The following is a 21,425-nucleotide window of genomic DNA, read 5'->3' as shown; positions in this document are numbered from 1 at the left end:
AGCCAACTACTACACCGAACTCAAGAAACCCCAGGTCATCACCACAATCTGAGATCTCTACCGAACCCGGGGCGGTTCATTTTCTGGGTGTGTCAAGGACATGCGTGGCGGCAGCGGCTAGCGGCGACGCAGGGCATGGTCGCATTCCGGACAGTACTGCTCCGGGATGGTGTCAAGACTCGGTGACCAGGCAAGGCCACGACTAGCGTGCCTGGGTTGCTTGTGTCACAGATGGGGATGGCAGGGGTGGCACAAGCGAGTGGCTAAGGTGCTGCTGAGGGGCTGACCGCACGGGGGAGGACGCGATGGCCGACAACACGGGGGATCCGCGGGTAACTGCTGCTGTGCTGGCATCGGCTGCCGGCGCGCTGGCTGTGTCCGGCACGGGCCCGATCGCAGGTGCCGGTGCCGTGATGGCCCGGGAGTTACAGGTCGAGGCTGAGACTCTGACTGCCTTCAAGAACCGGGTGAACGACCTTCTGACTCGGCTGGAGAAGTCGAAGGCCGCCCCGCACAGGATCGCGGACGGCACCTTGCCGACGGGACGGTTGGGCAACTTCGACGAGGCCGATGTGCTCCACGGTGCCTACACCCAGGTGCATTCCCAATTGGAGCGCCTTTCCAAGGTATTGGCGCTGCAGATCGAGGGGCTGATGGTCACAGTCGACGCGTCGAGGAGTAACTATCACCATCTCGACGCCGACGTTCGTGATCGCCTGCACCGCATCCGTGTCGAGGCCGACAAGCTGGCTGTCGATGAGGCCGGGCCGGGAGCAAGGGGACACGGCGGCGGGGCCGATGAGTCCGGTCGTGGCGGACACGGTTCCACGTCGGACTCGCAGGCAGGTGGCCTGTGATGTCCGTGGTGGTGAGACAGCGCGACGGCTTGGTCTCGATGGGAGGGATGGTGGGGGTCCATGTCTGACTTTGTCAGCCGCATGTGGGAGACGGTCAGGCAGGAGCGGTTCCTGGTTCAGGATCCCGAACAGCTGTGGGCCATGGTCGAGTCTGCCGACGGGCCGACGGCCAGCGCTCTCGGTGGGCTTCTGACGGAGGCCGCCAAGACGATCAAGGAGATCGGCGGCGATCTGCGGACCCACAGCATGGCGGTCGAGTGGGAGGGCGAGGGCGGAGCGGCGTTCCGGACCTGGTGCTACCAAGCAGCGCTGGCCACAGTGAGCCTGGGCGATTACAGCGAGAGCGCGGGCGAGTGGCTGGGGCATGCGGCGGACACGCTGCACGAGGTCAAACCGCAGCTGGAGATGCTGAAGAAGCAGAGTGCCAGCGCGCGTTCGGTACTTGACGCGCATGCGGCGAAGGCGACGGATGTCGGTAGCCATGATGGCGGTCCGTCGGACTCCGCGGTGACGAAGGCCAAGACCCAGTACGCCAACACCCGTGCCGAAGCCGGTGGGCTGATGATGAAGCTCGCCCAGTCGTACACAGCTTCCACGGAGCAGATCAACGCGCTGGAGGCACCGAAGTTCCCGGAGTTGCCTCAGCGATTCGTGCCGGATCGGTTTGGCAGCGAAACCCACGTTTCCGCTCCTACCGACGAGGGGAAGGGGACTTACCCCGGGCCGCCCGTGCGAACGGAGTTTCCAACACGGCAGACAACCGTCGACTCCAGCGTGAACCGGACAAGTCCTGTACCGAGGGCGTCCCTGCCGCACCATCCAACGGACGTAACCAGAGTGTCAGATGCGCCGCTGCCGCGACATCATGTAGATGCCGCGAACACGCTGATCGACAGCGCAGGCACCCAACCGCCTACTCCAGTGATTCCTGCCTCCCCGTCAGCGCGGCCTGCCGGACCAGGGGGCAGCCCGGACGGTCGGACACCGTTGGTGACCGGGCCACTACCGCCGCCTGCGTTCGGGACCGGAGCGCCCGTGCCTCCCGGTGTCCGAGGAGGCGGTGAACGTCCCGAGTACGGCCGCCGGGGCCCTCTGGCCACGCCATCCGGACCGGGTACGGCCGCGGGCCCGGGTATCCCAGGACGCGGATTCTCCGGCCCCTACGGCCTCGGTGCGATCGGCGGTCGGTCCGGGGCCGAGCCCGGACCGACTGGCTCCCTCTCGGCCAGGAGCGCCAATGGCATCACGGGCGGTCGTCCTTCGCCACCCACCAAACTGCCTGCCGGTGCGATTCCACGCGGCAACGTCATCGGCGGCGCTCCTAACGAGCAGCAAGTTTCCAGCGGCCGTGGCGCCGGGCTGAGAAGCCGTGCTGCAGGGGCCATACCAGCCCGCGACGACGACCGCACAGCGAACCCGGAGGGCGTGGCGCGAGGGCGAACGCCTGCCTCATCCAACGGGATTGTCGGAGGGCAGCCCAGACCTTCCCGAGACCGCAAGCGGGCAGGTTTCACCTCGAGAGGTGTCCGACCTGCAAGCGTAGAGAGCGCAAACGAGCCTCCGCAGCAGCGAGGTGGACCATCCCGTGGTGTCTCCGCCTCCGCCGCGAAGCGTGACGACCGCTCCGCCCGCGACAGGCGCGCTCGCAGCCGCGAGACCGACCAGGCGGAGGACAGGGAGCGCCGCGCAGAGGAGAAGAAGAACCGACCGCTCCCGCCGCCTCTGCCCAAAGGGCCCGATGGAGACCTAGGACGAGAAGGATGACCATGCGCAGCCGCAGCGAGCGGGCCGGATGGCGCAGCCGAGCCGTGTCCGCAGCCGCGGGAGCCTTGCTGGCGAGCCTTGCCGTCACTCCCGCGCACGCTGACACCGTCCGCGAGCGGCAGTGGTACCTCGATGCCATGCACGCCGATGAGATGTGGAAGACCAATACGGGCAAGGGCATCACAGTCGCGGTGATCGACACCGGTGTCCAGGCCGACATTCCGGACCTGCGTGGCCAGATCGTGGCCGGCAAGGACTTCTCCAAGCGCGCTGGTGACGAACGTACGGACTACGACGGTCACGGCACCACCATGGCCGTCCTCATCGCCGGCACAGGTGCCAAGGGTGCCACCACGGGTACGTACGGCCTGGCCCCCGGGACAAAGATCATGCCGATCCGCACTCCGGGCTTCATTGAACGCAATCGCACCGACGGCAACCAGGACGACTTTCCCACTGCTACGGCGAAGGCGATCCGGTTCGCGGCCGATTCCCGCGCCCAGATCATCAGCATTTCGGGAGGCAGTGCCGCGAACTCTCGGGAGCTGACGGATGCTGTCGCCTACGCGCTGTCCAAGGACAAGTTGATCTTCGCAGCTGTGGGCAATGATGGCGATGCCCTCAACGAAGTCAATTATCCGGGCGCCACTCCCGGCGTAGTGGGCGTCGGAGCGATCGACAAGAGCGTCAAGGCGACGCAGGAGTCCGAGCGCGGCCCCCAGGTCGATCTGGTCGCGCCCGGCGAGGACATCATCTCCGCCTGCCTCCGCGGCACACAACTGTGCAGTTCGCACGGCACCAGCGACGCCACTGCCATCGCCTCCGCCTCCGCCGCCCTGATCTGGTCCAAGCACCCGAGCTGGACCAACAACCAGGTCCTGCGGGTCATGCTCAACACCGCGAGTAAGCCGACGAGCGGCAAGGAGCGCACTGACTACCTCGGTTACGGCGCCGTCCGCCCCCGCATCGCGCTGACCGACCCCGGCGACCCCGGCCCGGCCGACGTGTACCCGTTGCCCGACTTCAAGCAAGCGGCGTCCAAGGTACCCAACGGGTCGGCCACGGCCTCCGCGAAGGAGGACGGCAGCCCGTCGCCGGCAGCATCCGCACCTACGGGCGGCGGCTCTGCGCTGCCATGGATTCTCGGGGGTGCGGGAGTTGTCGTGGTTGCCGGTGGGGTTCTGACCGCTGGGGCGGTGCGCAGGCGCCGACGTGCAGCGGCGTAGCCAAGGCGCACGTGGCCATGCCGGCTGGGCCGGGGCAGACGCCGATGATCAGCCCATGACTCCACGGCCTCGGGCAAGAGGGCGGCTGTGCCCGGGCAACTTGCTTGATGTCCAGGCTTGGCGTGCGTCATGGCTGTGCTCGGTCATCCCTGCGCGGGCGTGTGGGGTCGGGAGGCAACCCGGCCCAGGTGTCGTACGAACACCTCGCGTGCCTCCGGTGTCAGCGTGCGCAGCGCCACCAGTGCGGTGATGGCCACGTCGCACAGTTCCGCCTGTACGTCCTCCCACGTGTGGGTGATGCCCTTGCGGGGGTTCTGGCCCGTGGTGCCGATGATCGCCTCGGCCACCTCGCCGACCTCCTCCGACAGTTTGAGTACGCGCAGCAGTACGCCCTCCGTGCCCGTGTGGGGGCGGCTCGCCTCCAGGCGGGACCAGAGTTCGTCGACGGTCTGCCAGAGGGCGGTTCCGGTGGTACTGGTGGTGGCGGTGCCGTTGCCGGTGTCCGTGTCGGGGCTGGTGCCGGGATGGGTCATGGCTGCAGCCTGCCCCGTCGCCCATCCCTCGGACAACACCCTCTGCCTCCCCGCCATCGTTCCGCTGTTCGGCTACTCCTCGAACAGCACCTCTTGCTTCCCCTCCGCAGTCGCCCGTACCCGCTGGTTCCGCGCGCCCACCACCGCCGTGGTGACCGCCGCCGCGACCCCCAGAGCCAGCGGGACCATCCAGCCCCGGTTGAGGACATGACCGAGCGCGTGGTCCAGGGAGAGGCGGCCGGGGCCGGTGACGGCGAGCCCGGCCGCGGCCAGACCGAGACTTGCCGCGTACTCGAAGCCACCGTTCTGGGCGAAGAATCCGTTGGGCGTGTGCACCGCCGCGGCCCCCGCCATCGCACCGGCCGCCGCCGCGCCCGCCGCCGGGGTCGCCAGGCCCAGGGCGAGGAGCGCGCCGCCGCCCGCCTCCCCGAGGCCGGCCGCCGTCGCGCTCACTCTGCCGGGCGCATAGCCGATGGATTCCATGAACCGGCCGGTGTCGTCCAGGCCGTGCCCGCCGAACCAGCCGAGCAGCTTCTGGGCACCATGCGCGGCCAACACCCCGCCGGTTCCCCACCGGAGCAGCAGCAGACCCAGATCACGTCGGTCGTAACAGGTCACGGTGACTCCCATGCGGACAGATGCCGGGACATTCAGGCACGGACGGGCGGGCGGACACGTGGGCGGGCGGACAGAGGGGCGGGCGGACACGCCTCCCCGTGCTTCCACCGTCCCAGCCGCTCCTCCGGTGGGCCCGTTCAGGAGGGCGTTCGGGTGGCGGACCCGGGGGAGCGGTGTGAGCCTGACGCCATGACGATTCAGCCAGCCAAACTCAGCGATCCGGCGGTCCGGGCCTTCGTCAACGCCGTCAACTCACATGACCGCGAAGGCTTCATGGCCCTCCTCGCACCCGGTGCGACCATGTCCGACGACGGTTCTGACCGCGACCTCGCGGACTGGATCGACCGCGAGATCTTTTCGTCCCACGGCCATATGGAGGTCGACAACGAGTCCGACGGAGGTCAGACGCTGCTCGCCCGCTACCGTAACGACACCTGGGGTGAGATGCGCACCAAGTGGTCCTTCACCGTCGAGGGCGACGGGCGGATCTCGCGATTCGAGACCGGGCAGGGTTGATGTGCTCCCCGGCCTGAGGGCCGGGGAGTCCGGCCGGGGTCGGCTGCCCCTTTCGTAGGGTTCCCGTTTCATCGCGCTGTGCCGGGACTCTCGTCCTGGTCTTGCCTGCGCTCCAGGAGGTGTGTGGCGTCTTTGCCTGCCTGCCTACCTGCCCGGCGACCGCGGCTGCAGTCGCAAGGACTACGGAGGAGCCTTCGTGCGGCTCTGGGTGAGAGATGCGTAAGGAGTGGGAAAGCCAGGCAACTCATCGGATTTTCATAAGGTGGCAAATTTCCGAGCGTCGTGCGGCGTCCGGTGCGGAATCCCCTGCTCGACGCGGTGTACGGTCCCCGGGTGCGTGAATGTTCCCGGCTCAGCCGGCGTGCCGCCCTCGGGCTGACGGCCGCCGCCCTTCCCCTGTCCGTGGCCACTCCGGCCGCAGCCGCCACCGTCATCGGCGGTGAGCGCCTGGCCCGCAGCGGTGTCCAGGTGCGTGGTGCCTCCGGCCTGCCGAAGAAGCTCACCGCCCGCGCGTGGCTCGTCGCCGACTGCGAGAGCGGGGAGGTGCTCGCCTCGTTCAACGCGCATCGGCGCCTCGCCCCCGCGTCCACGCTGAAGATGCTGTTCGCGGACACCGTGCTGAAGAAGTTCGACCGCACCATGCGGTACACCGTCAAGGACGCCGATGTCGACGATGTCCCGGCCGGGTCCAGCCTCGTCGGCATCAAGCCCGGCATCACCTACACCGTCGAGCAGCTGTGGCAGGGAGTGTTCCTGCGCTCCGGCAACGACGCCGTACACGTGCTCGCGCACATGAACGGCGGGATCGCCAGGACGGTCGCCGAGATGCAGGCCAAGGCGGAGGACCTGCAGGCCCTGGACACCCACGTGGTCAGCCCCGACGGCTTCGACCACAAGGGGCAGCTCTCTTCGGCGTACGACCTCACGCTGTTCGCCCGCCATGGTCTGAAGGACCCGGACTTCCGCGGTTACTGCGGTACGAGGACCGCCGATTTTCCGGCGGGTGGCAAGAAGACCTTCCAGATCCAGAACACCGACCGCCTGCTGACCGGGGCGTGGGGCCTGAAGACGTACGACGGGCTCTTCGGCGTCAAGAACGGCTACACCAGCCACGCGGGCAACACCTTCACCGGCGTCGCCACCCGCGGCGGGCGCACCCTGCTGGTCACTGTGATGCACCCGGCGGCGGGCAGCAACGCCGTCTACGAGCAGACCGCTGCGCTGTTCGACTGGGGCTTCGGTCGCGGTGGTTCGGCGCAGGCCGTGGGCATGCTCGTCGCCCCTCTCAGCGAAGGCGGCGCGAGCGCGAGTCCGGCTCCCGCGCGGAAGGCGGCCCCGCCGGCGTCCGGCGCCGCCGGTTCGGCCTCAGGCGGCCACTCCGCCGTGGGGCTGTTGGAGGGTGCTGCGGGTGCGGTGGTGGTGCTCGGGGCCGGGGCCTGGGTGCTCCGGCGTCGCCGGGCCGCAACGGCACCCGCTTCGGCGGCCGACGGGGACGCGGAGACCACGGAGTACGGCGGTCGGCACCGTCGCTGAGTGGTGTGGCGGTCGTTCCGCCGGCCGGTGCGTACCTCGCGGTCTCGCGAGGTCCACCCCCACTCCGGCCCGGCGGAACGGCCGCCGCTTCCCCCCTCGGTGCGGCTACAGGGAATCACCTGCTCCACTTGTGAAGCTCTGTGGAGCTTCGTGGAGCTCCGTGAAACTCTCGTGGGGGAAAGTCGAGCATATGCTCTCGATCGGTCGCAATACCGCGGATGTTCAAATTCCGTTTGCCTGGGCGGGTTCAGCCGCGCCCGATGTACGGCATCCCCGTCGCCAGTACCGTTGCGAACTGCACGTTCGCCTCCAGTGGCAGCTCTGCCATGTGTCGTACGGTGCGCGCCACATCGGCCACGTCCATCACCGGTTCCGGGGCTACTTCCCCGTTCGCCTGGAGCGTGCCGGTCTGCATACGGGCCGTCATGTCCGTGGTCGCGTTGCCGATGTCGATCTGGCCCACCGCGATGCCGTGCGTTCGCCCGTCCAGGGACAGTGATTTGGTCAGTCCGGTCAGTGCGTGCTTGGTGGCGGTGTAGGCGACCGAGTGCGGGCGGGGTGTGTGGGCCGAGAGGGAGCCGTTGTTGATGATCCGGCCGCCCCGCGGGTCCTGCTCCTTCATCCGCCGGTACGCCGCCTGCGCGCACAGGAACGCCCCGTTGAGGTTCGTGTCCACTACGTGCCGCCAGGCGTCGTAGGGTAGTTCCTCGACCGGGACTCCACCGGGTCCGAAGGTGCCCGCGTTGTTGAACAGCAGGTCCACTCGGCCGAACCGGTGCACGGTCGCCGCGAACAGCCCCTCCACGTCCTGCGGCCGGGTCACGTCGGTGCGCACGGCGAGTGCGGGGCCCTCCGGCGCCAGCGCCGCCGTCGCCTCCAGCGTCCCGGTGTGCCGGCCCGCCAGTGCCACCGACCAGCCGGTGTGCAACAGTTCCACCGCGACGGCCCGCCCGATGCCGGAACCGGCGCCGGTCACCACCGCGATCTTCGATTGCCTGTCAGTCATGGCCCGCAGCGTAGGCCGAAAGTCCGTCATGCGGAATCAGGTGTCCGCCATACGGTTTCCGTGTGGCGGTTGCCGGTCAGTGCCGTGCGCACGGCACCGGGTACCGTCCAGGTTCGGCAGTCCCTCTCGCTCATGCGTGCCCCGGCGGTGTGTACGAGCTGAGACCATGAGTGCCGGTTCGGTTCCCAGAGGCGGAGAGGAAGTGACACATGCCCGACCACGCGGCGGCATCCACACCGGAAACGGGACACGCCGGCACCCCCGCAGCGGCACCTCCGCCGACCGCCACGCGTCGCACCAGCTTGCTCGTCACCCTCGTCCTCGGCGGCCTCACCGCGACACCCCCACTCGCGATGGACATGTACCTGCCGGCTCTGCCGGAGGTCACCAGGGCCCTGCACGCACCCGCTGCCACGGTTCAGCTCACCCTCACCGCGTGCCTGGCCGGCATGGCGCTCGGACAACTGGTGGTGGGCCCGTTGAGCGACCGCTGGGGCCGCCGCCGGCCCCTGCTGACCGGACTCGTCGTCTACGTCCTGGCGACCGCGCTGTGTGCGTTCGCCCCGAACGTCGAGACCCTGGTGGCCTTCCGCCTGGCTCAGGGCCTCGCGGGCGCGGCCGGGATCGTCATCGCACGGGCCGTCGTACGCGACCTGTACGACGGAGTGGCCATGGCACGCTTCTTCTCCACCCTGATGCTGATCTCCGGGGCCGCACCGATCGTGGCGCCACTGATCGGCGGGCAGATCCTGCGGGTGACGGACTGGCGGGGCGTGTTCCTGGTCCTCACCGTGGTCGGTGCCGCGCTCGCCGCTCTGACCTGGGTACGGCTGCCGGAGACCCTGCCGCTCACTCCGGCAATCGCCCCCGCAGCGGGGCCGAGCGCTCGGCGAAGCCACGGCAGCGGAGTCGGGCAGGCCCTGCGTGCCATGCGCGGCCTGCTCGCCGACCTCCCCTTCACCGGCTACATGCTGGCCGGCGGCTTCGCCTTCGCCGCACTGTTCGCCTACATATCCGCCTCACCGTTCGTCATCCAGGAGATCTACGGCGCCTCGCCGCAGACCTTCAGCCTGCTGTTCGGCCTCAACTCGGTCGGCCTGGTGGCCGCCGGGCAGATCAACGGCAAGGTACTGGTCGGCCGGGTCAGCCTGGACAAGGTGCTCGCCACCGGCCTGGCAGCGATCGTGCTCGCGGCCGGCGCTCTGCTGCTGATCTCCGCCGGTGCCTTCGGCGAGGTCGGACTCGCCCCCGTCGCCACTGCGCTCTTCGTCCTCATGTCCGCAATGGGCATCACCCTGCCCAACGCCCAGTCCCTCGCCCTGCTGCGCACCCGGCACGCCGCCGGCTCCGCCTCCGCGCTGCTCGGCTCCTCGTCCTTCCTCATCGGCGCGGTCGCCTCCCCGCTCGTCGGCATCGCCGGTGAGCACACCGCCGTGCCCATGGCCGTGGTCCAGCTCTCCGGCGCACTGGTCGCGGTGACCTGCTTCGTGGGCATGTGCCGCCCCTGGACCACGCACGACGACGCTCGCACGAGGTCGGAGGGAGACGAGAACTGAGCGCACCGAGACTGCGCGTCGGCACTCCGGAACAGGCCGGGCTCGACCCGGTGGAACTCGGCCACCTGGCCGGCGAAGTGCACGCTCTCACCGCCGGAGCACGCCCCTGGGCGCCCGGCGCCGTCCTCCTGGCCGGCCGCGGCCCCGTGATCGCCGTGGCCGAGGCCGCGGGCTGGGCGGTCCGCTACGCCGCCTACGACCCGAAGACCGGCACCGGCGTCGAACTGCCGCCGGCCGATCGGATTCCGGCCACCCTCGACACCCCCTTCGACCTGGCCTCACTCACCAAACTGTTCACGACCGTCGTCGCCATGCAGCAGGTCGAGCGCGGCACCCTCAGCATGGACACCCGGATCGGGAGTCACCTGCCGGACTTCCACATCGCCGCCCACGACGTCACCGTACGGCAGCTGCTCACCCACACCTCGGGACTGCGCCCCGAACTCCCCCTGTACGACTGCCCGGACGACGCGGCACGGCTGGACATGCTGCGTGCCGAGGCACCGACGGGGGAGCCGGGCACCTACCGGTACTCGGATCTGAACATGCTCCTGCTCCAGTTCGTGCTGGAGCGCATCACCCGCCGCACCCTCGACGTCCTCGTCCAGGACGGCATCACCCGGCCGCTCGGCATGACCACCACCACCTTCGGGCCCTGCCCCGGCGCGGCGGCCACCGAGGACCAGCGCCGGCCGTGGGCCAAGGCGGACCGCGGCATGCTGCGGGGAGTGGTCCACGACGAGAACGCGTGGGCGCTCGGCGGGGTCGCCGGGCACGCGGGCCTGTTCTCCACCGCGCGCGACCTGGCGGTGTTCTGCCGGACCCTGCTCGCGGGCGGCTCCTACGGTCCCGCGCGCATCCTCGGCCCTGACTTCGTGGAACCGATGCTCACCCCGCCGGGGCTGGGCTTCGCCGTGGACCAGCGGTGGTTCATGGGGGAACTGGCGGGTCGGGGCGCGGCGGGCCACACCGGCTTCACCGGCACCTCGCTGGTGGTGGACCGGGCGACGGACACCTTCCTCATCCTGCTCGCCAACACCGTCCACCCAAGACGCCGGCCACCGGACAGCGGGCCGCGGGCGGCGCTGGCGACCCGACTGGCGAGAGCCGTGCAGGGCGTCTGACCCCGGACCGCCCGGTGCGTAGGCGGCCGGGAGCCCTCCGGTGCCCGAGGCGATCGGGACCCGTCCGGCGCCTGAGACAATCACACGGTGAACGCCCCTGCCTCTCCAGCCGACACCCTGCGCACCACCCTCGCCGATGTCCTGGCCGGCCTGCCGCCCACCCAGGCGGCAGGAGCCGTCGACCGGCTGATCGCCGCCTACCGGGGAGCCACTCCGACCGATGTGCCGATCCTGCGCGACCGCGCCGACGTGGCCGCGTACGCCGCCTACCGGATGCCGGCCACCTTCGAGGCGGTGCGCTCGGCGCTGGCGGCGTTCGCGGACGCCGTCCCGGGCTGGGCACCCGGCAGCCACGTGGACCTCGGCGGCGGCACCGGCGCCGCGACCTGGGCGGTGACCGCCACTTGGGAAGGGACGCGTCCGGTGACCGTGCTGGACTGGGCCGAGCCCGCGCTCGCCCTCGGTCGGGAGATCGCCGCCGCCAACCCGGCCCTCGCCGACGCCCGCTGGCAGCGCGCCCGGATCGGTTCGGGCCTCACCGTGGACCACACCGACCTCGTCACGGTCTCCTACGTCCTCAACGAACTCTCCGAGGCCGACCGCGCCGCACTCGTCGACGCCGCCACCGCCGCCCAGACCGTCGTGATCGTGGAGGCCGGCACCCCAGCCGGCTACGCCCGTGTCATCGAGGCGCGCGACCGGCTGATCCGGGCCGGCTTCCGGGTCGCGGCGCCCTGCCCGCACAGCACCGCCTGCCCCATCCAGCCCGGCACGGACTGGTGCCACTTCTCCGCACGGGTCGGCCGTTCCTCGCTGCACCGTCAGGTCAAGGGCGGCTCGCTGGCCTACGAGGACGAGAAGTTCGCCTACGTCGCCGCGACTCGACTGCCCGCCGAGCCGGCCGCGGCCCGGGTCATCCGCCGTCCGCAGATCCGCAAGGGCCAGGTGCTCCTCGACCTGTGCGAAGTCGACGAGCGGCTGCACCGTACGACGGTCACCAAACGCCACGGCGATCTGTACAAGGCGGCCCGGGACACCGACTGGGGCGACGCCTGGCCGCCGCGGGACCGCATGCCGTAGGACCGCTGCTGGAGGAGGCATCGCACCCCGGGCCGGGCCGATCTCCGCGCCGTGCGGAACCGCACTCCGCCGGCTGATACGGGACGAGCCCCCAGCAGATGCGGAACCAGAACCCGCCGGCGTGTGAGGCACGTCTCGCCCGCACCCCCCTCATTCGCTCATCGGCCCCCCGAAGCACGCAAAGGTGGGACCATGAGGCATGCTGTCCGCACACCAGCGAGGCGAGGGGATAGATGAGCGGGACGTTCGGCGGCCGGACCGGCCGCCAGGTCAGACTCTCCCGGTGGCGGCTTGGACGCCGTCCCAAGGAGGCTGCCGACGACGGTCGTGAGGCCCTGCTGCTCGCCGCCGCCGGCGCGGGCCTGCCGCTCGCCCCCGCGGCGTACCCCGCTCCCGGCTACCGCTGCTCGTGCGACCGCGTCGGCTGTCCCACACCGGCCCGGCATCCGGTGTCCTTCGCCTGGCAGACGCAGTCCACCACCGACCGTGCCCAGATCGAGCGCTGGGCACGGCACCAGCCGCAGGCCAACTTCGTCACGGCTACCGGAATGGTGCATGACGTCCTCGACGTGCCGCTGGAGGCCGGGCGGGAGGCACTCGACCGGCTGCTCGGCGCCGGCGTCGAGGTCGGGCCGGTGGCCGAGAGCGACGACGGTCGCATGCTGTTCTTCACCCTCACCCGCGGCACCCCCGAGGACGAGGACGAGTGGTGGCCCTGCGAACTGGACTGCCACCCCGAGACCATGGACGAGCACCCCGGCCTGCGCTGGCACTGCCGGGGCTCCTACGTTCTCGTACCGCCCGCCCGGCTGCCGGGCGACGACGGGCGGCGGGTGCACTGGGCACGCGGCCCCGAACACCCACTACCCGACCCGCTGACCCTGCTGGAGGCGCTCACCGACGCCTGCGCCCGGCACGCCGACCCAGCGGCCGACACCACAAGCGCGACTTGGCCCCTGCGGCACTGAGCGGGAGCAGCGGCGACCAGCGGCGACCAGCGGCTCATCCACCCTGCGCGGACGTCAGCCCCTGCACCCGCCCCAGCATCCGCACCGGACCGTTGCCGGCCGGATCCAGGACGACCTCGTTGGCAGTGGACTCCAGGGTCAGTGACTGCTTGACCTCGCCCTTGGTCAGGGCCTGCACGTCCGTGTTCTGGACCGGTACGGAGGCTCCCGCGGCGGCGGTCTGCTTCTCGTAGTGGTGTGTGGCGAAGAACACCAGCGCCCCGCCGTCCGCCGTGCGCAGCGCCAGCGGCGCGTAGTCGCCGTGAACGAGCGGTTCGTCGATGAACTGCCGGACCAGACCGGGCTTCTTGGCCGCCTTCTTGCGGTCCGCACGCAGCCCGCTGGTGTTCCGGCCGGACGCGAAGGCCGTTCCACCGTTCTTCAGGTAGTCCGTGTACCGCCGGCTCAGCTTGTCCGGCCGGACGGCCAGTTGAGCAGATCCGGCCGGCACGGCTTCGGCCCAGCCCTCCTTGTCCGTCGTGAACTCCGGTACGGCACCGGGCGAAACGATCGTCAGGTACGCCGCCCGCCAGCGCTCGCCGAGGCCGCTGCGCGTGAACACCAGCAGCCAGCGGAAGTCGCCGCCCTTGTTGCCCTTGGCGTCGACGACGAACCAGCGGGGCCAGCCGGCCTTCTCGGGGATCGTGAACTTCGCGTCCGTCAGCTTCAGCGGGGTGTGGTTCGCGTTCCCGGAAGGGCTGTTGACGTGCCCCGCCTTCAACCGGGCTGCGTCGATGTCGGCGAGGGCACCGGTGACGTAAGGGGCGTCCAGTGAGCTGTCGTAGGCCTTGTCGGCCTTGTTGTAGGCGTTCGTGAACGCGGTGAGCGCCTTGGCGGCCCCGGCACGCGTTGCGGAGGGGAGCACCACGCGCTCCCCGTGCACCACCACGCAACCACTGGCCGTCAGCGACAAAGTGGTCAGCGAGGCCGCTATGAGTGCGTTCCGGTCACGCCTGCGAAGCTGTTGACGGCTGCGTTCCCTGGGCATCGGGCTCCTTCACGTTCCCCTTTCCGGAGGCGAACCCTACCGGGGCGAGGAACAGCGCGAGTACCGGGACCACATACAGCGCCCACACCGTGATCTGCACGACCGTCGGATCCGGCTGGAAGTTGAGGACGCCCTTGAGCAGGGTGCCGTACCAGCTGTCCGGCGGGATGGCGCCGCTGATGTCGAAGGCCAGGTGGTTGATGCCCGGGATCAGGTTGGCCTCCTGCAGGTCGTGGAAGCCGTACGCCAGCACGCCCGCGGCGACCACGACCAGCATGCCGCCGGTCCAGGTGAAGAACTTGGCCAGGTTGATCCGCAGGGCGCCGCGGTAGAACAGCCAGCCGAGGAGGACCGCGGTGGCCAAGCCCAGGACGACGCCGACCAGCGGGCGGGGGGTGCCGTCACTCGCCGCGTGCACGGACGCCCACACGAACAGTGCGGTCTCCAGGCCCTCCCGGCCGACGGCGAGGAACGCCGTGGCGACCAGCGCCCCCGTACCCATGGCAAGCGCAGCGTCCAGTTTGCCGTGCAGTTCCGACTTCAGGAACCGGGCAGTGCGCCGCATCCAGAACACCATCCAGGTCACCAGGCCGACGGCGACGATGGACAAGGAACCGCCGAGCCCCTCCTGCGCCTGGAACGTCAGCTCCTGCGAGCCGAATTCGAGGGCGCATCCGAAGCCCATGGCGAGGGCGACCGCGATGCCGATGCCGATCCAGATCGGCTTCAGGGCGTCCCTGCGGCCGGTCTTGACCAGGTAGGCGATCAAGATGCAGACGACGAGTGATGCCTCAAGACCTTCGCGCAGGCCGATCAGGTAGTTGGAGAACACGGGCTACGCCTCCTTCGAGAACAGCGTCCGGCCCCACCAGTCGCCGGAGTCCCGGACGCCGGGGGGAACCGCGAAGACCGCCGAACCCACGTGCTGGATGTACTCGTTGAGCGCGTCGTGCGCGGCCAGCTTGCGCTGCAGCGGGATGAACCCCTTGCGCACGTCCCGCTGGTAGGCCAGGAAGAACAGGCCGGCGTCCAGCCGGCCCAGGCCGTCGGTGCCGTCCGTGAAGGAATAGCCCCGGCGCAGGATGGTGATCCCGTCGTTGGCGTCGGGGTGCGCCAGCCGCACGTGTGCGGTGGGCTTCATCGCCTTCAGGAACGGCGCATCGTGCTCGCCGGCCTTGCCGACCGGCGCGCCTTCGCGTTTGTCCCGGCCGAACACGTCCTCCTGCTCCTGCAGCGAGGTCCGGTCCCAGGTCTCGATGTTCATGCGGATGCGCCGGGCGACCAGGTACGACCCTGCGGACATCCAGTCGGGCCCGTCCCCGTCACCGACCCAGACGTGCTCCTTCAGCCGGTCGGCCTCGGTGCCCGCGATGTTGCGGGTGCCGTCCTTGAAGCCGAACAGGTTGCGCGGCGTCTGCGCGTCCGGGGTGGTCGAGGAGGTCTTGCCGAAGCCGAGCTGGGACCAGCGCACGGCGACCTTGCCGAAACCGATGCGCGCCAGGTTCCTGATGGCGTGCACGGCGACCTGAGGGTCGTCCGCGCAGGCCTGGATGCACAGGTCTCCGCCGGAGCGGGCCTTGTGAAGGTTGTCCCCGGGGAAAGCGGGCAGCTCGGCCAGTGCCTCGGGCCGCTTGTCCTGCAGCCCGAACCTGTCGAACAGGGACGGCCCGAAGCCGATCGTCAGCGTCAGCCGGGACGGCTTCAGCCCCAGTGCCTCACCGGTGTCGTCCGGCGGGGCCTCGGGGAGCCCGCCGTAGGCGCCCTCGCCGACCGGCTTGCCCGCGGTCATCCGCCGGGCCGCCTCCGTCCAGTCCTTGAGTAGCTGCACGAACTCGGCACGGTCGTCGGTCTTTACGTCGAACGCCGCGAAGTGCAGCCGGTCCTGCACCGGGGTGGCGATGCCGGCCTGGTGGGTGCCGTGGAATTCCACGGCACTGCCTGTCCCGGCGGCGGCCGGGGTCGTGTCGTCGCCGGTTCTGGCCACCGCCACCGCACCACCGGCCGCTGCGGCTCCGAGCGCGAGCCCGGCACCGCCCCAGCCGAGCAGCGCCCGGCGCGACGGGGCGCCGCCCCGGATCTGTTGCGTCTGCTGCGCCTGTGTCATCGCTTCGTCCCCGTCCTGGTTACTTCGCGACCGTGGCGGCAAGCCTGGACAGCGGTTCGGCGAGCGCGTTCACCGCGTCCGACAGCTCCTTGCGCTGTGCTCCGGTGACCTTGTCATAGGAGACGAACGCGTAGGAGTCCTTGTCCGAGCGGTACTTGTCGAGCAGCGTGTTCAGCGCCGTGAACTGCTTGTCCAGCTCCTTGGCCAGCGCCGGGTCGTTCTTCGCGGCGACCGGCTTGAGCAGTTCGTAGGCCTTCTGCGCGCCCTCGACGTTGCCCTTGAAGTCGACCAGGTCGGTGTGCGAGTAGGCCTCTTCCTCACCGGTGACCTTGCCGGTGGCGACCTCGTCCAGGAGTTCCTTGGCGCCGTTGGCCATGGAGGTCGGTGTGATCTCCGCCTTGCCGACCCGCTCCTGCCACTCCTTGAGGTCGGTCAGCAGTTGACCGGCCAGGGCCTTCTCGTCGGCTCCGATCTTCTTCTTCTCCCACAGGGCCTGTTCCAGCCGGTGCCAGCCGGTCCACTTCTGGCCCGGCTCCAGGTCGGGCTTGCGGATGTCGACCTCGGGGTCGATGTCACCGAAGGACTCGGCGACCGGCTCGGTGCGTTCCCAGCCGAGCCGGGAGGGCGCGTAGGCCTTCTTGGCGGCGTCGACGTCACCGGCCTTGACGGCCTTCACGAAGGTCTTGACCAGCGGCAGCGTCGCGTCGGCCTGGTCCTGGACGTACTGGCGGTACTCGGCGACCGCCTTGTCCAGCCGGGGGTCGCGCTTGGCGGGGGTGCCGGAACCGGTAACGGTGAGCTTCTGTCGGATGCCGTGGCCCTTCATGCCGGGGCGGCAGGCGATCTCGTAGGAGCCGGCCTTCACTTCGGCGGTCAGCGTGTACTTGGTGCCGGGGCCGATGTTCTCCTTCTCGGAGACGATCCGGTCGTCCGGGAAGAGGATCTCGACCTCGGTGGCCTTGGACCCCTTGTTCTCTATCGCCAGCGTGACGTGACCGGCCGGAACGGACGTGGCGGAGGTCTCGCACGTCGTGTCGGCCGCGGTGACCTGGATGGTGTCGCCGTCCTTGGCTTCGCTCTTCGCGGTGCAGGCCGAGAGGGCGGTCAGGGCAGCCGTGGTCGCGGCGGCGGTGACGGTCAGTCGGACGGCTCGCATGCAGGCTCCAAGCGGATCTGGTGTGGTGAGGCTGCCCTAACTTACCTGAGGTTTACCTAACCTCTACCCCTCGGGGTCGTGATTCACCTCTCACGAAAAGGTCACGGAGGTGGCTTGATCTCGTCGGCTCAAAAGAATGACCAAGGGGAGGTGAAGGGGGCGGGGTGGGGGTGCGGGGCTCGCGCCCGGTCCCGGCTCCTCCCTGGCGGCGACCGCGCCTGGAACGCGTGCGCCGGGGCCACGATGTTTCAATTCCCCGGTGACTGACTACGACGTACTGCGCGTCTTCTGCGGACCGAACGGCGGCTACGGCAATGAACTCGGCGTCGTCCGCGATGGCTCGGTCCTGCCTGAGCGGGGTGACCGGCAGGCGCTGGCGGGCAAGCTCGGCTTCAGCGAGACCGTGTTCGTGGACGACCCTGAGCGCGGCGCGATCGACATCTACACCCCCACTCTGCGGCTGCCCTTCGCTGGTCACCCTTGCGTCGGCACGGCGTGGCTGCTCGACGTACCCGAACTGGTCACCCCGGCTGGGCTGGTGGGCACCCGCCTGGACGGCGAGTTCAGCTGGATCGAGGCCCGGGCGGAGTGGGCCCCGCCGCGCACCCTGCGCCAGTACGCGAGCGCGGCCGAGGTCGACGCCCTGGAGGTTCCGCCGCCGGGGGAGTGGATCTACGCCTGGGCCTGGGAGGACGAGGCGGCCGGCCGCATTCGTGCCCGTGCCTTCCCCGGCCGGGACGACGGCATCGCGGAGGACGAGGCGACGGGTGCGGCAGCCCTGCTCCTCACCGACCGGCTGGGTCGCGCCCTCAACATCATCCAGGGGAGGGGCTCGCAGATCCTGACCGCGCCGCAACCGCACGGATGGGTAGAGGTCGGCGGGCGGGTGTTCCTGGAGCGCTGAGCACTTCGCTGGAAGGGCCGCACTGCCGGCCGTCGGCGGTGTGCGGCGCCGGCGCAGCCGCATGTGCGCTGTCTGGCTCCCCCTCGGGTCCCGTCGGGCCGCAGCCGACTCCGCTCGACCGGCTCAGGCGCTCAGCCGGAACTCCTCGCCCAGGGCCCGGAAGACCGCGGTGTTCAGGACGAACGCGCGCTTGCACTCTGCGGTGATCCGCTGCTTCTCCAGGTCGTCCACTCGTATCCCGTCCAGCAGTTCCCGGTAACCGCGCTTGAACGCGGCCGGGTTGGGGACGTCCTCGAAGACGTAGAAGCGGACCCCGTCGCCCTTCTTGGCGAAGCCCCACGTCCGCTCCGCCCGATCACGGATGACCTGCCCACCGGAGAGGTCGCCGAGGTAGCGGGTGTAGTGGTGGGCGACGTAACCGCCGGGCCAGCGCTCGGCGCACTCCCGGATCCGGTCGGCATACGCCCGGGTGGCGGGCAGGGCGCTCAGTCCTTCGCGCCACTTGGGCCCGCGCAGATGTGCCAGGTCCCGCTCCAGCGCGGGTAGCCGGAACAGCTCCGGCCGGATGAAGGGGCCGGCCACCGGGTCCGCCGCGAGCCGTCCGGCGGTGTTCTCCAGTGCCTCGTAGATGAACCACAGCTGCTCGGTGTAGCGCGCGTACGCGGCCACGCCGAGCCGGCCGCCCAGCAGGTCGCTCATGAATGTCGACGTCTCCGCCTCCACGTGCTGCTCGTGGGACGCGCTGCGGATCTGGGTCGAGAACGACTCCATGAACACTCCTCGATGCTTTCCGACACCCTGTCGGCAAGTTTACCGACAGAGTGTCGGAAAGGCATCAGGGGTCCGGAAGAGGACAGAAAAAAGCCCGCCCCGTACGTCAGGGCGGGCTCTTTGGGTGTCCCGGGTCACGGCAGGGTCAGGATCTCCGCACCGGTGTCCGTCACCACCAGGGTGTGCTCGAACTGGGCGGTCCGCTTGCGGTCCTTCGTCACGACCGTCCAGCCGTCGTCCCACATGTCGTACTCGTAGGTCCCCAGTGTCAGCATCGGTTCGATGGTGAAGGTCATGCCCGGCCGCATGATCGTCGTGGCGTGCGGGCTGTCGTAGTGCGGGACGATCAGCCCGGAGTGGAAGGACGAGCTGATGCCGTGGCCGGTGAAGTCGCGCACGACGCCGTAGCCGAAACGCTTGGCGTACGACTCGATGACCCGGCCGATGACGTTGATCTGCCGACCGGGCCGCACCGCCTTGATCGCCCGGTTGAGCGACTCCCGGGTGCGCTCCACCAACAGCCTCGACTCCTCGTCCACGTCCCCGACCAGGTAGGTGGCGTTGTTGTCGCCGTGCACCCCGCCGATGTACGCCGTCACGTCCAGGTTGACGATGTCGCCGTCCCGGAGCACCGTCGAGTCGGGGATGCCGTGGCAGATGACCTCGTTGACCGAGGTGCACAGCGACTTCGGGAAACCGCGGTAGCCGAGTGTGGACGGGTAGGCGCCGTGGTCACACATGTACTCGTGGGCGACCTTGTCCAACTGGTCGGTGGTGACCCCGGGGGTGATGATCTGTGCGGCCTCCTCCATCGCCTGCGCAGCGATCCGGCCGGCGATCCGCATGGCCTCGATGGTCTCCGGGGTTTGCACCTCCGGCCCGGTGTACGGCGCCGGCGCGGGCTTGCCGACGTACTCGGGGCGGCGGATGTTTCCGGGAACCGAACGGGTGGGGGACAGCTCCCCTGGTACGAGCAGTGACTGGCCAGACATGCCAGCGAGTCTATCCAGCGCGCATGGGGGAACATGTCGGTGGCGAGAGAGGAGCTGTTCATGGCCCTGTTCAAGAAGCGCACCGCGGGCAAGCCGGGCGAGTGGTTCTACTGCCTGGAGCACAAGAAGGTCGAGGAGGGGCCCGACTGTCCGGGCAAGGACCGTTTCGGGCCGTACGCCTCCCGCGAGGAGGCGCAGCGCGCGATGGACACCGCCCGAGAGCGCAACCTGGAGTGGGAGACCGACCCGCGCTGGCACGACGCACCGACCGGCGGGGGGACCGACGAGGACTGATCAGCTTGCGGTCCGGGCGGCGGCCCGCTGCTCCCGCATGCGCACCGCGTGCTCATTGGTCCGGGCGTCGTACGTCGTGAGTCCCGGCAGACAGAGCGCGAGCAGTCCCATCGCGCCCGCGCAGGCCAGCCCACCGGAGCAGACCGAGGCCCGGACCCCGGCCCAGGCGGCGAACCCGCCTGCCCGTACCTGGCCGAGCTGCGGGCCGACCGAGTAGGACAGCAGCTCGATCCCGGCGAGCCGGCCGCGCAACTCGTCGGGGATCGTCTGATTCCACATGGCCGCCCGGAAGATCCCGCTGACCATGTCGAAGCCGCCGCCGAAGGCCAGGAACAACAAGACGAGCCACACGTTCCGGCAGACTCCTGCCGCTGCGACCGCCATGCCCCAGCCGGCGGCCGACAGCACGACCATCAGCCCGTGCCGGTGCATCCGCGAGGCCCAGCCGCTGGTCAGACTCACCAGCAGGGCCCCGGCCGGCAGCGCGGCGTACATCAGGCCGAGTGCCCAGTCGGCGTGCAACTCGTCGGCGAGGAAGGGCAGTACGGCGAGCGGCATGGCCAGGGACATCGCCGCGAGGTCGACGGCGTAGGTGCCGAGAAGTTCCTTGCGGCTCCAGGCGTACCGCGCGCCCTCCGCGATGGCCCGGAACGACGGCTTCCCGGCCTGGTGGGACGCGGGGGAGGACGCGATCCGCACAATGTACGTCAGTGAGACGGCGAAGGTCAGCAGATCGGCGGCGTACGCCCAGCCCAGGCCCGCGTAGGCGACGACCACGCCCGCGACCGCCGGGCCGGCCACCCCGCCGACGGTCCAGCGCAGCGAGTTCAGCGAAGCCGCGGCCGGCAGGTCGTCGTGCGCGACGATCCGCGGCCACAGCGAGTCGAGCGCCGGACGCTGGACGGAGACCAGCGCGGAGGACAGTGCGGCGACCGCGTACAGAGGCCACACCGGCGGGCGCGGAAGCAGTGTGTTGAACAGCAGGACGGCGCTGAGCAGGCCCTGACCGGCCTCCGTCCACACGATGAGCTTCCGCTTGTCGAGGGTGTCGGCGAGCGCGCCGCCGTAGAGTCCGCACACGATGAGCGGCACCAACTCCACCGCACCGACCGCCCCGACAGCCGCGGCGGACCGCGTCAGCTCCTTCAGTTGGACCGGCAGTGCGACGAAGGTGAGGAAGCTGCCGAAGTTGCTGATCAACCCCGACTTCCAGAGGCGGCGGAAGTCCGGGGAGGCTTTCCAGGGGGCCAGATCGGGCAGGAGGGCTCGGCTCACCGAAGGATGCTCGGCCGCCCGGGCCCGTGAGGCAACTGCTTTTCCCGTCCTGGATCTCCGTCCCGGACCTCCGTCCCCAGTCCCCCCGCTCCTCGTCCCGCACCCGCCCGGGAAGACGGGG

At 70.0% G+C, this 21,425-nt stretch carries 20 protein-coding genes; 10 read left to right on the top strand and 10 right to left on the bottom strand.

What is annotated here, in order from left to right:
- Nucleotides 1–305: 305 nt before the first annotated feature.
- A complete protein-coding gene (locus LK06_RS08365) occupies nt 306–857 on the top strand; it encodes a hypothetical protein (protein ID WP_052318906.1) in 552 nt (183 codons plus the stop codon).
- Between the two features lie 1,766 nt (nt 858–2,623).
- Nucleotides 2,624–3,847 carry a type VII secretion-associated serine protease mycosin gene (gene mycP / locus LK06_RS08355; RefSeq protein WP_043433407.1) on the top strand — a complete coding sequence of 408 codons (1,224 nt, stop codon included), beginning with the start codon at nt 2,624–2,626 and terminating at the stop codon, nt 3,845–3,847.
- A 143-nt stretch (nt 3,848–3,990) separates the two neighbouring features.
- On the opposite strand, the gene LK06_RS08350 is transcribed toward mycP, so the two are convergent.
- The gene (locus tag LK06_RS08350) at nt 3,991–4,380 is read right to left on the bottom strand and encodes a MazG-like family protein (protein WP_043410616.1); all 390 of its coding nucleotides are present in this window, start codon (nt 4,378–4,380) and stop codon (nt 3,991–3,993) included.
- 72 nt (nt 4,381–4,452) lie between these two features.
- Nucleotides 4,453–4,998, bottom strand: coding sequence for a DoxX family membrane protein (locus tag LK06_RS08345; protein WP_039657541.1), 546 nt, complete (start codon nt 4,996–4,998; stop codon nt 4,453–4,455).
- Nucleotides 4,999–5,187: 189 nt separating this feature from the next.
- On the opposite strand from LK06_RS08345, the gene LK06_RS08340 reads away from it, so the two are divergent.
- Together LK06_RS08340 and LK06_RS08335 are read left to right on the top strand one after the other, a co-directional pair.
- Nucleotides 5,188–5,514: a nuclear transport factor 2-like protein gene (locus LK06_RS08340; RefSeq protein ID WP_039657543.1), complete on the top strand. Its 327-nt coding sequence runs from the start codon at nt 5,188–5,190 to the stop codon at nt 5,512–5,514.
- A 333-nt stretch (nt 5,515–5,847) separates the two neighbouring features.
- Complete coding sequence (locus tag LK06_RS08335; protein WP_174673831.1) at nt 5,848–7,047, top strand: D-alanyl-D-alanine carboxypeptidase family protein; 1,200 nt, start codon at nt 5,848–5,850, stop codon at nt 7,045–7,047.
- A 247-nt stretch (nt 7,048–7,294) separates the two neighbouring features.
- Here LK06_RS08335 and LK06_RS08330 read toward each other — a convergent pair whose 3' ends face one another.
- Nucleotides 7,295–8,053 carry an SDR family oxidoreductase gene (locus LK06_RS08330; RefSeq protein ID WP_039657499.1) on the bottom strand — a complete coding sequence of 253 codons (759 nt, stop codon included), beginning with the start codon at nt 8,051–8,053 and terminating at the stop codon, nt 7,295–7,297.
- A gap of 209 nt (nt 8,054–8,262) precedes the next feature.
- Between LK06_RS08330 and LK06_RS08325 the strand changes: the two genes are divergently transcribed.
- The 4 genes from LK06_RS08325 to LK06_RS08310 all read left to right on the top strand — a co-directional run bounded on the left by LK06_RS08325 (nt 8,263) and on the right by LK06_RS08310 (nt 12,781).
- A complete protein-coding gene (locus LK06_RS08325; RefSeq protein ID WP_039657500.1) occupies nt 8,263–9,609 on the top strand; it encodes a multidrug effflux MFS transporter in 1,347 nt (448 codons plus the stop codon).
- Nucleotides 9,549–10,733 carry a serine hydrolase domain-containing protein gene (locus LK06_RS08320; RefSeq protein ID WP_234367378.1) on the top strand — a complete coding sequence of 395 codons (1,185 nt, stop codon included), beginning with the start codon at nt 9,549–9,551 and terminating at the stop codon, nt 10,731–10,733. The genes LK06_RS08325 and LK06_RS08320 overlap by 61 nt, the downstream gene beginning before the upstream one ends.
- A gap of 87 nt (nt 10,734–10,820) precedes the next feature.
- On the top strand, nt 10,821–11,813 hold the full coding sequence (locus LK06_RS08315) for a small ribosomal subunit Rsm22 family protein (RefSeq protein WP_039657501.1): 993 nt from the start codon (nt 10,821–10,823) through the stop codon (nt 11,811–11,813).
- Nucleotides 11,814–12,046: 233 nt separating this feature from the next.
- Nucleotides 12,047–12,781: a bifunctional DNA primase/polymerase gene (locus LK06_RS08310; protein WP_039657503.1), complete on the top strand. Its 735-nt coding sequence runs from the start codon at nt 12,047–12,049 to the stop codon at nt 12,779–12,781.
- 34 nt (nt 12,782–12,815) lie between these two features.
- Here LK06_RS08310 and LK06_RS08305 read toward each other — a convergent pair whose 3' ends face one another.
- Genes LK06_RS08305 through efeO form a run of 4 tightly spaced genes read right to left on the bottom strand, consistent with a single transcriptional unit; the run spans nt 12,816 to nt 17,068 of the window.
- Nucleotides 12,816–13,808, bottom strand: coding sequence for an SCO2278 family lipoprotein (locus LK06_RS08305; protein WP_053049689.1), 993 nt, complete (start codon nt 13,806–13,808; stop codon nt 12,816–12,818).
- Nucleotides 13,768–14,640, bottom strand: a complete 873-nt coding sequence (gene efeU / locus LK06_RS08300; protein ID WP_039657507.1) for an iron uptake transporter permease EfeU — start codon at nt 14,638–14,640, stop codon at nt 13,768–13,770. The genes LK06_RS08305 and efeU overlap by 41 nt, the downstream gene beginning before the upstream one ends.
- A 3-nt stretch (nt 14,641–14,643) precedes the next feature.
- A complete protein-coding gene (gene efeB / locus LK06_RS08295) occupies nt 14,644–15,912 on the bottom strand; it encodes an iron uptake transporter deferrochelatase/peroxidase subunit (protein WP_039657508.1) in 1,269 nt (422 codons plus the stop codon).
- Nucleotides 15,913–15,931: 19 nt separating this feature from the next.
- The gene (efeO, locus tag LK06_RS08290; protein ID WP_039657510.1) at nt 15,932–17,068 is read right to left on the bottom strand and encodes an iron uptake system protein EfeO; all 1,137 of its coding nucleotides are present in this window, start codon (nt 17,066–17,068) and stop codon (nt 15,932–15,934) included.
- A 259-nt stretch (nt 17,069–17,327) separates the two neighbouring features.
- Here efeO and LK06_RS08285 point away from each other — a divergent pair, with 259 nt between their 5' ends.
- Nucleotides 17,328–17,972 (top strand): PhzF family phenazine biosynthesis protein, encoded by a 645-nt coding sequence (locus LK06_RS08285; RefSeq protein ID WP_039657512.1) that lies wholly within the window; start codon nt 17,328–17,330, stop codon nt 17,970–17,972.
- Nucleotides 17,973–18,095: 123 nt separating this feature from the next.
- Here LK06_RS08285 and LK06_RS08280 read toward each other — a convergent pair whose 3' ends face one another.
- Together LK06_RS08280 and map are read right to left on the bottom strand one after the other, a co-directional pair.
- Nucleotides 18,096–18,743 carry a biliverdin-producing heme oxygenase gene (locus LK06_RS08280; protein WP_039657514.1) on the bottom strand — a complete coding sequence of 216 codons (648 nt, stop codon included), beginning with the start codon at nt 18,741–18,743 and terminating at the stop codon, nt 18,096–18,098.
- Between the two features lie 134 nt (nt 18,744–18,877).
- On the bottom strand, nt 18,878–19,735 hold the full coding sequence (map, locus tag LK06_RS08275) for a type I methionyl aminopeptidase (protein ID WP_039657516.1): 858 nt from the start codon (nt 19,733–19,735) through the stop codon (nt 18,878–18,880).
- 60 nt (nt 19,736–19,795) lie between these two features.
- On the opposite strand from map, the gene LK06_RS08270 reads away from it, so the two are divergent.
- Nucleotides 19,796–20,029: an SPOR domain-containing protein gene (locus LK06_RS08270; RefSeq protein ID WP_039657518.1), complete on the top strand. Its 234-nt coding sequence runs from the start codon at nt 19,796–19,798 to the stop codon at nt 20,027–20,029.
- Here LK06_RS08270 and LK06_RS08265 read toward each other — a convergent pair whose 3' ends face one another.
- Nucleotides 20,030–21,304, bottom strand: coding sequence for an MFS transporter (locus tag LK06_RS08265; RefSeq protein WP_078858830.1), 1,275 nt, complete (start codon nt 21,302–21,304; stop codon nt 20,030–20,032).
- Between the last annotated feature and the right edge of the window lie 121 nt (nt 21,305–21,425).

The organism is Streptomyces pluripotens (genome assembly GCF_000802245.2).
Lineage (GTDB): Bacteria > Actinomycetota > Actinomycetes > Streptomycetales > Streptomycetaceae > Streptomyces > Streptomyces pluripotens.
The sequence above is the reverse complement of the archived record's forward strand: the minus strand, read 5'-3'. Positions and strand labels throughout refer to the sequence as shown.

What these genes read in the sequence shown, in the direction of transcription:
- mycP (WP_043433407.1), top strand. Translation starts at nt 2,624, where the DNA reads ATGCGCAGCCGCAGCGAGCGGGCCGGATGGCGCAGCCGAGCCGTGTCC.
- LK06_RS08330 (WP_039657499.1), bottom strand. Translation starts at nt 8,053, where the DNA reads ATGACTGACAGGCAATCGAAGATCGCGGTGGTGACCGGCGCCGGTTCC.
- LK06_RS08280 (WP_039657514.1), bottom strand. Translation starts at nt 18,743, where the DNA reads ATGGAGTCGTTCTCGACCCAGATCCGCAGCGCGTCCCACGAGCAGCAC.
- LK06_RS08310 (WP_039657503.1), top strand. Translation starts at nt 12,047, where the DNA reads ATGAGCGGGACGTTCGGCGGCCGGACCGGCCGCCAGGTCAGACTCTCC.
- LK06_RS08340 (WP_039657543.1), top strand. Translation starts at nt 5,188, where the DNA reads ATGACGATTCAGCCAGCCAAACTCAGCGATCCGGCGGTCCGGGCCTTC.
- efeB (WP_039657508.1), bottom strand. Translation starts at nt 15,912, where the DNA reads ATGACACAGGCGCAGCAGACGCAACAGATCCGGGGCGGCGCCCCGTCG.
- LK06_RS08325 (WP_039657500.1), top strand. Translation starts at nt 8,263, where the DNA reads ATGCCCGACCACGCGGCGGCATCCACACCGGAAACGGGACACGCCGGC.
- LK06_RS08270 (WP_039657518.1), top strand. Translation starts at nt 19,796, where the DNA reads ATGGCCCTGTTCAAGAAGCGCACCGCGGGCAAGCCGGGCGAGTGGTTC.
- LK06_RS08350 (WP_043410616.1), bottom strand. Translation starts at nt 4,380, where the DNA reads ATGACCCATCCCGGCACCAGCCCCGACACGGACACCGGCAACGGCACC.
- map (WP_039657516.1), bottom strand. Translation starts at nt 19,735, where the DNA reads ATGTCTGGCCAGTCACTGCTCGTACCAGGGGAGCTGTCCCCCACCCGT.
- LK06_RS08365 (WP_052318906.1), top strand. Translation starts at nt 306, where the DNA reads ATGGCCGACAACACGGGGGATCCGCGGGTAACTGCTGCTGTGCTGGCA.
- efeO (WP_039657510.1), bottom strand. Translation starts at nt 17,068, where the DNA reads ATGCGAGCCGTCCGACTGACCGTCACCGCCGCCGCGACCACGGCTGCC.
- LK06_RS08305 (WP_053049689.1), bottom strand. Translation starts at nt 13,808, where the DNA reads ATGCCCAGGGAACGCAGCCGTCAACAGCTTCGCAGGCGTGACCGGAAC.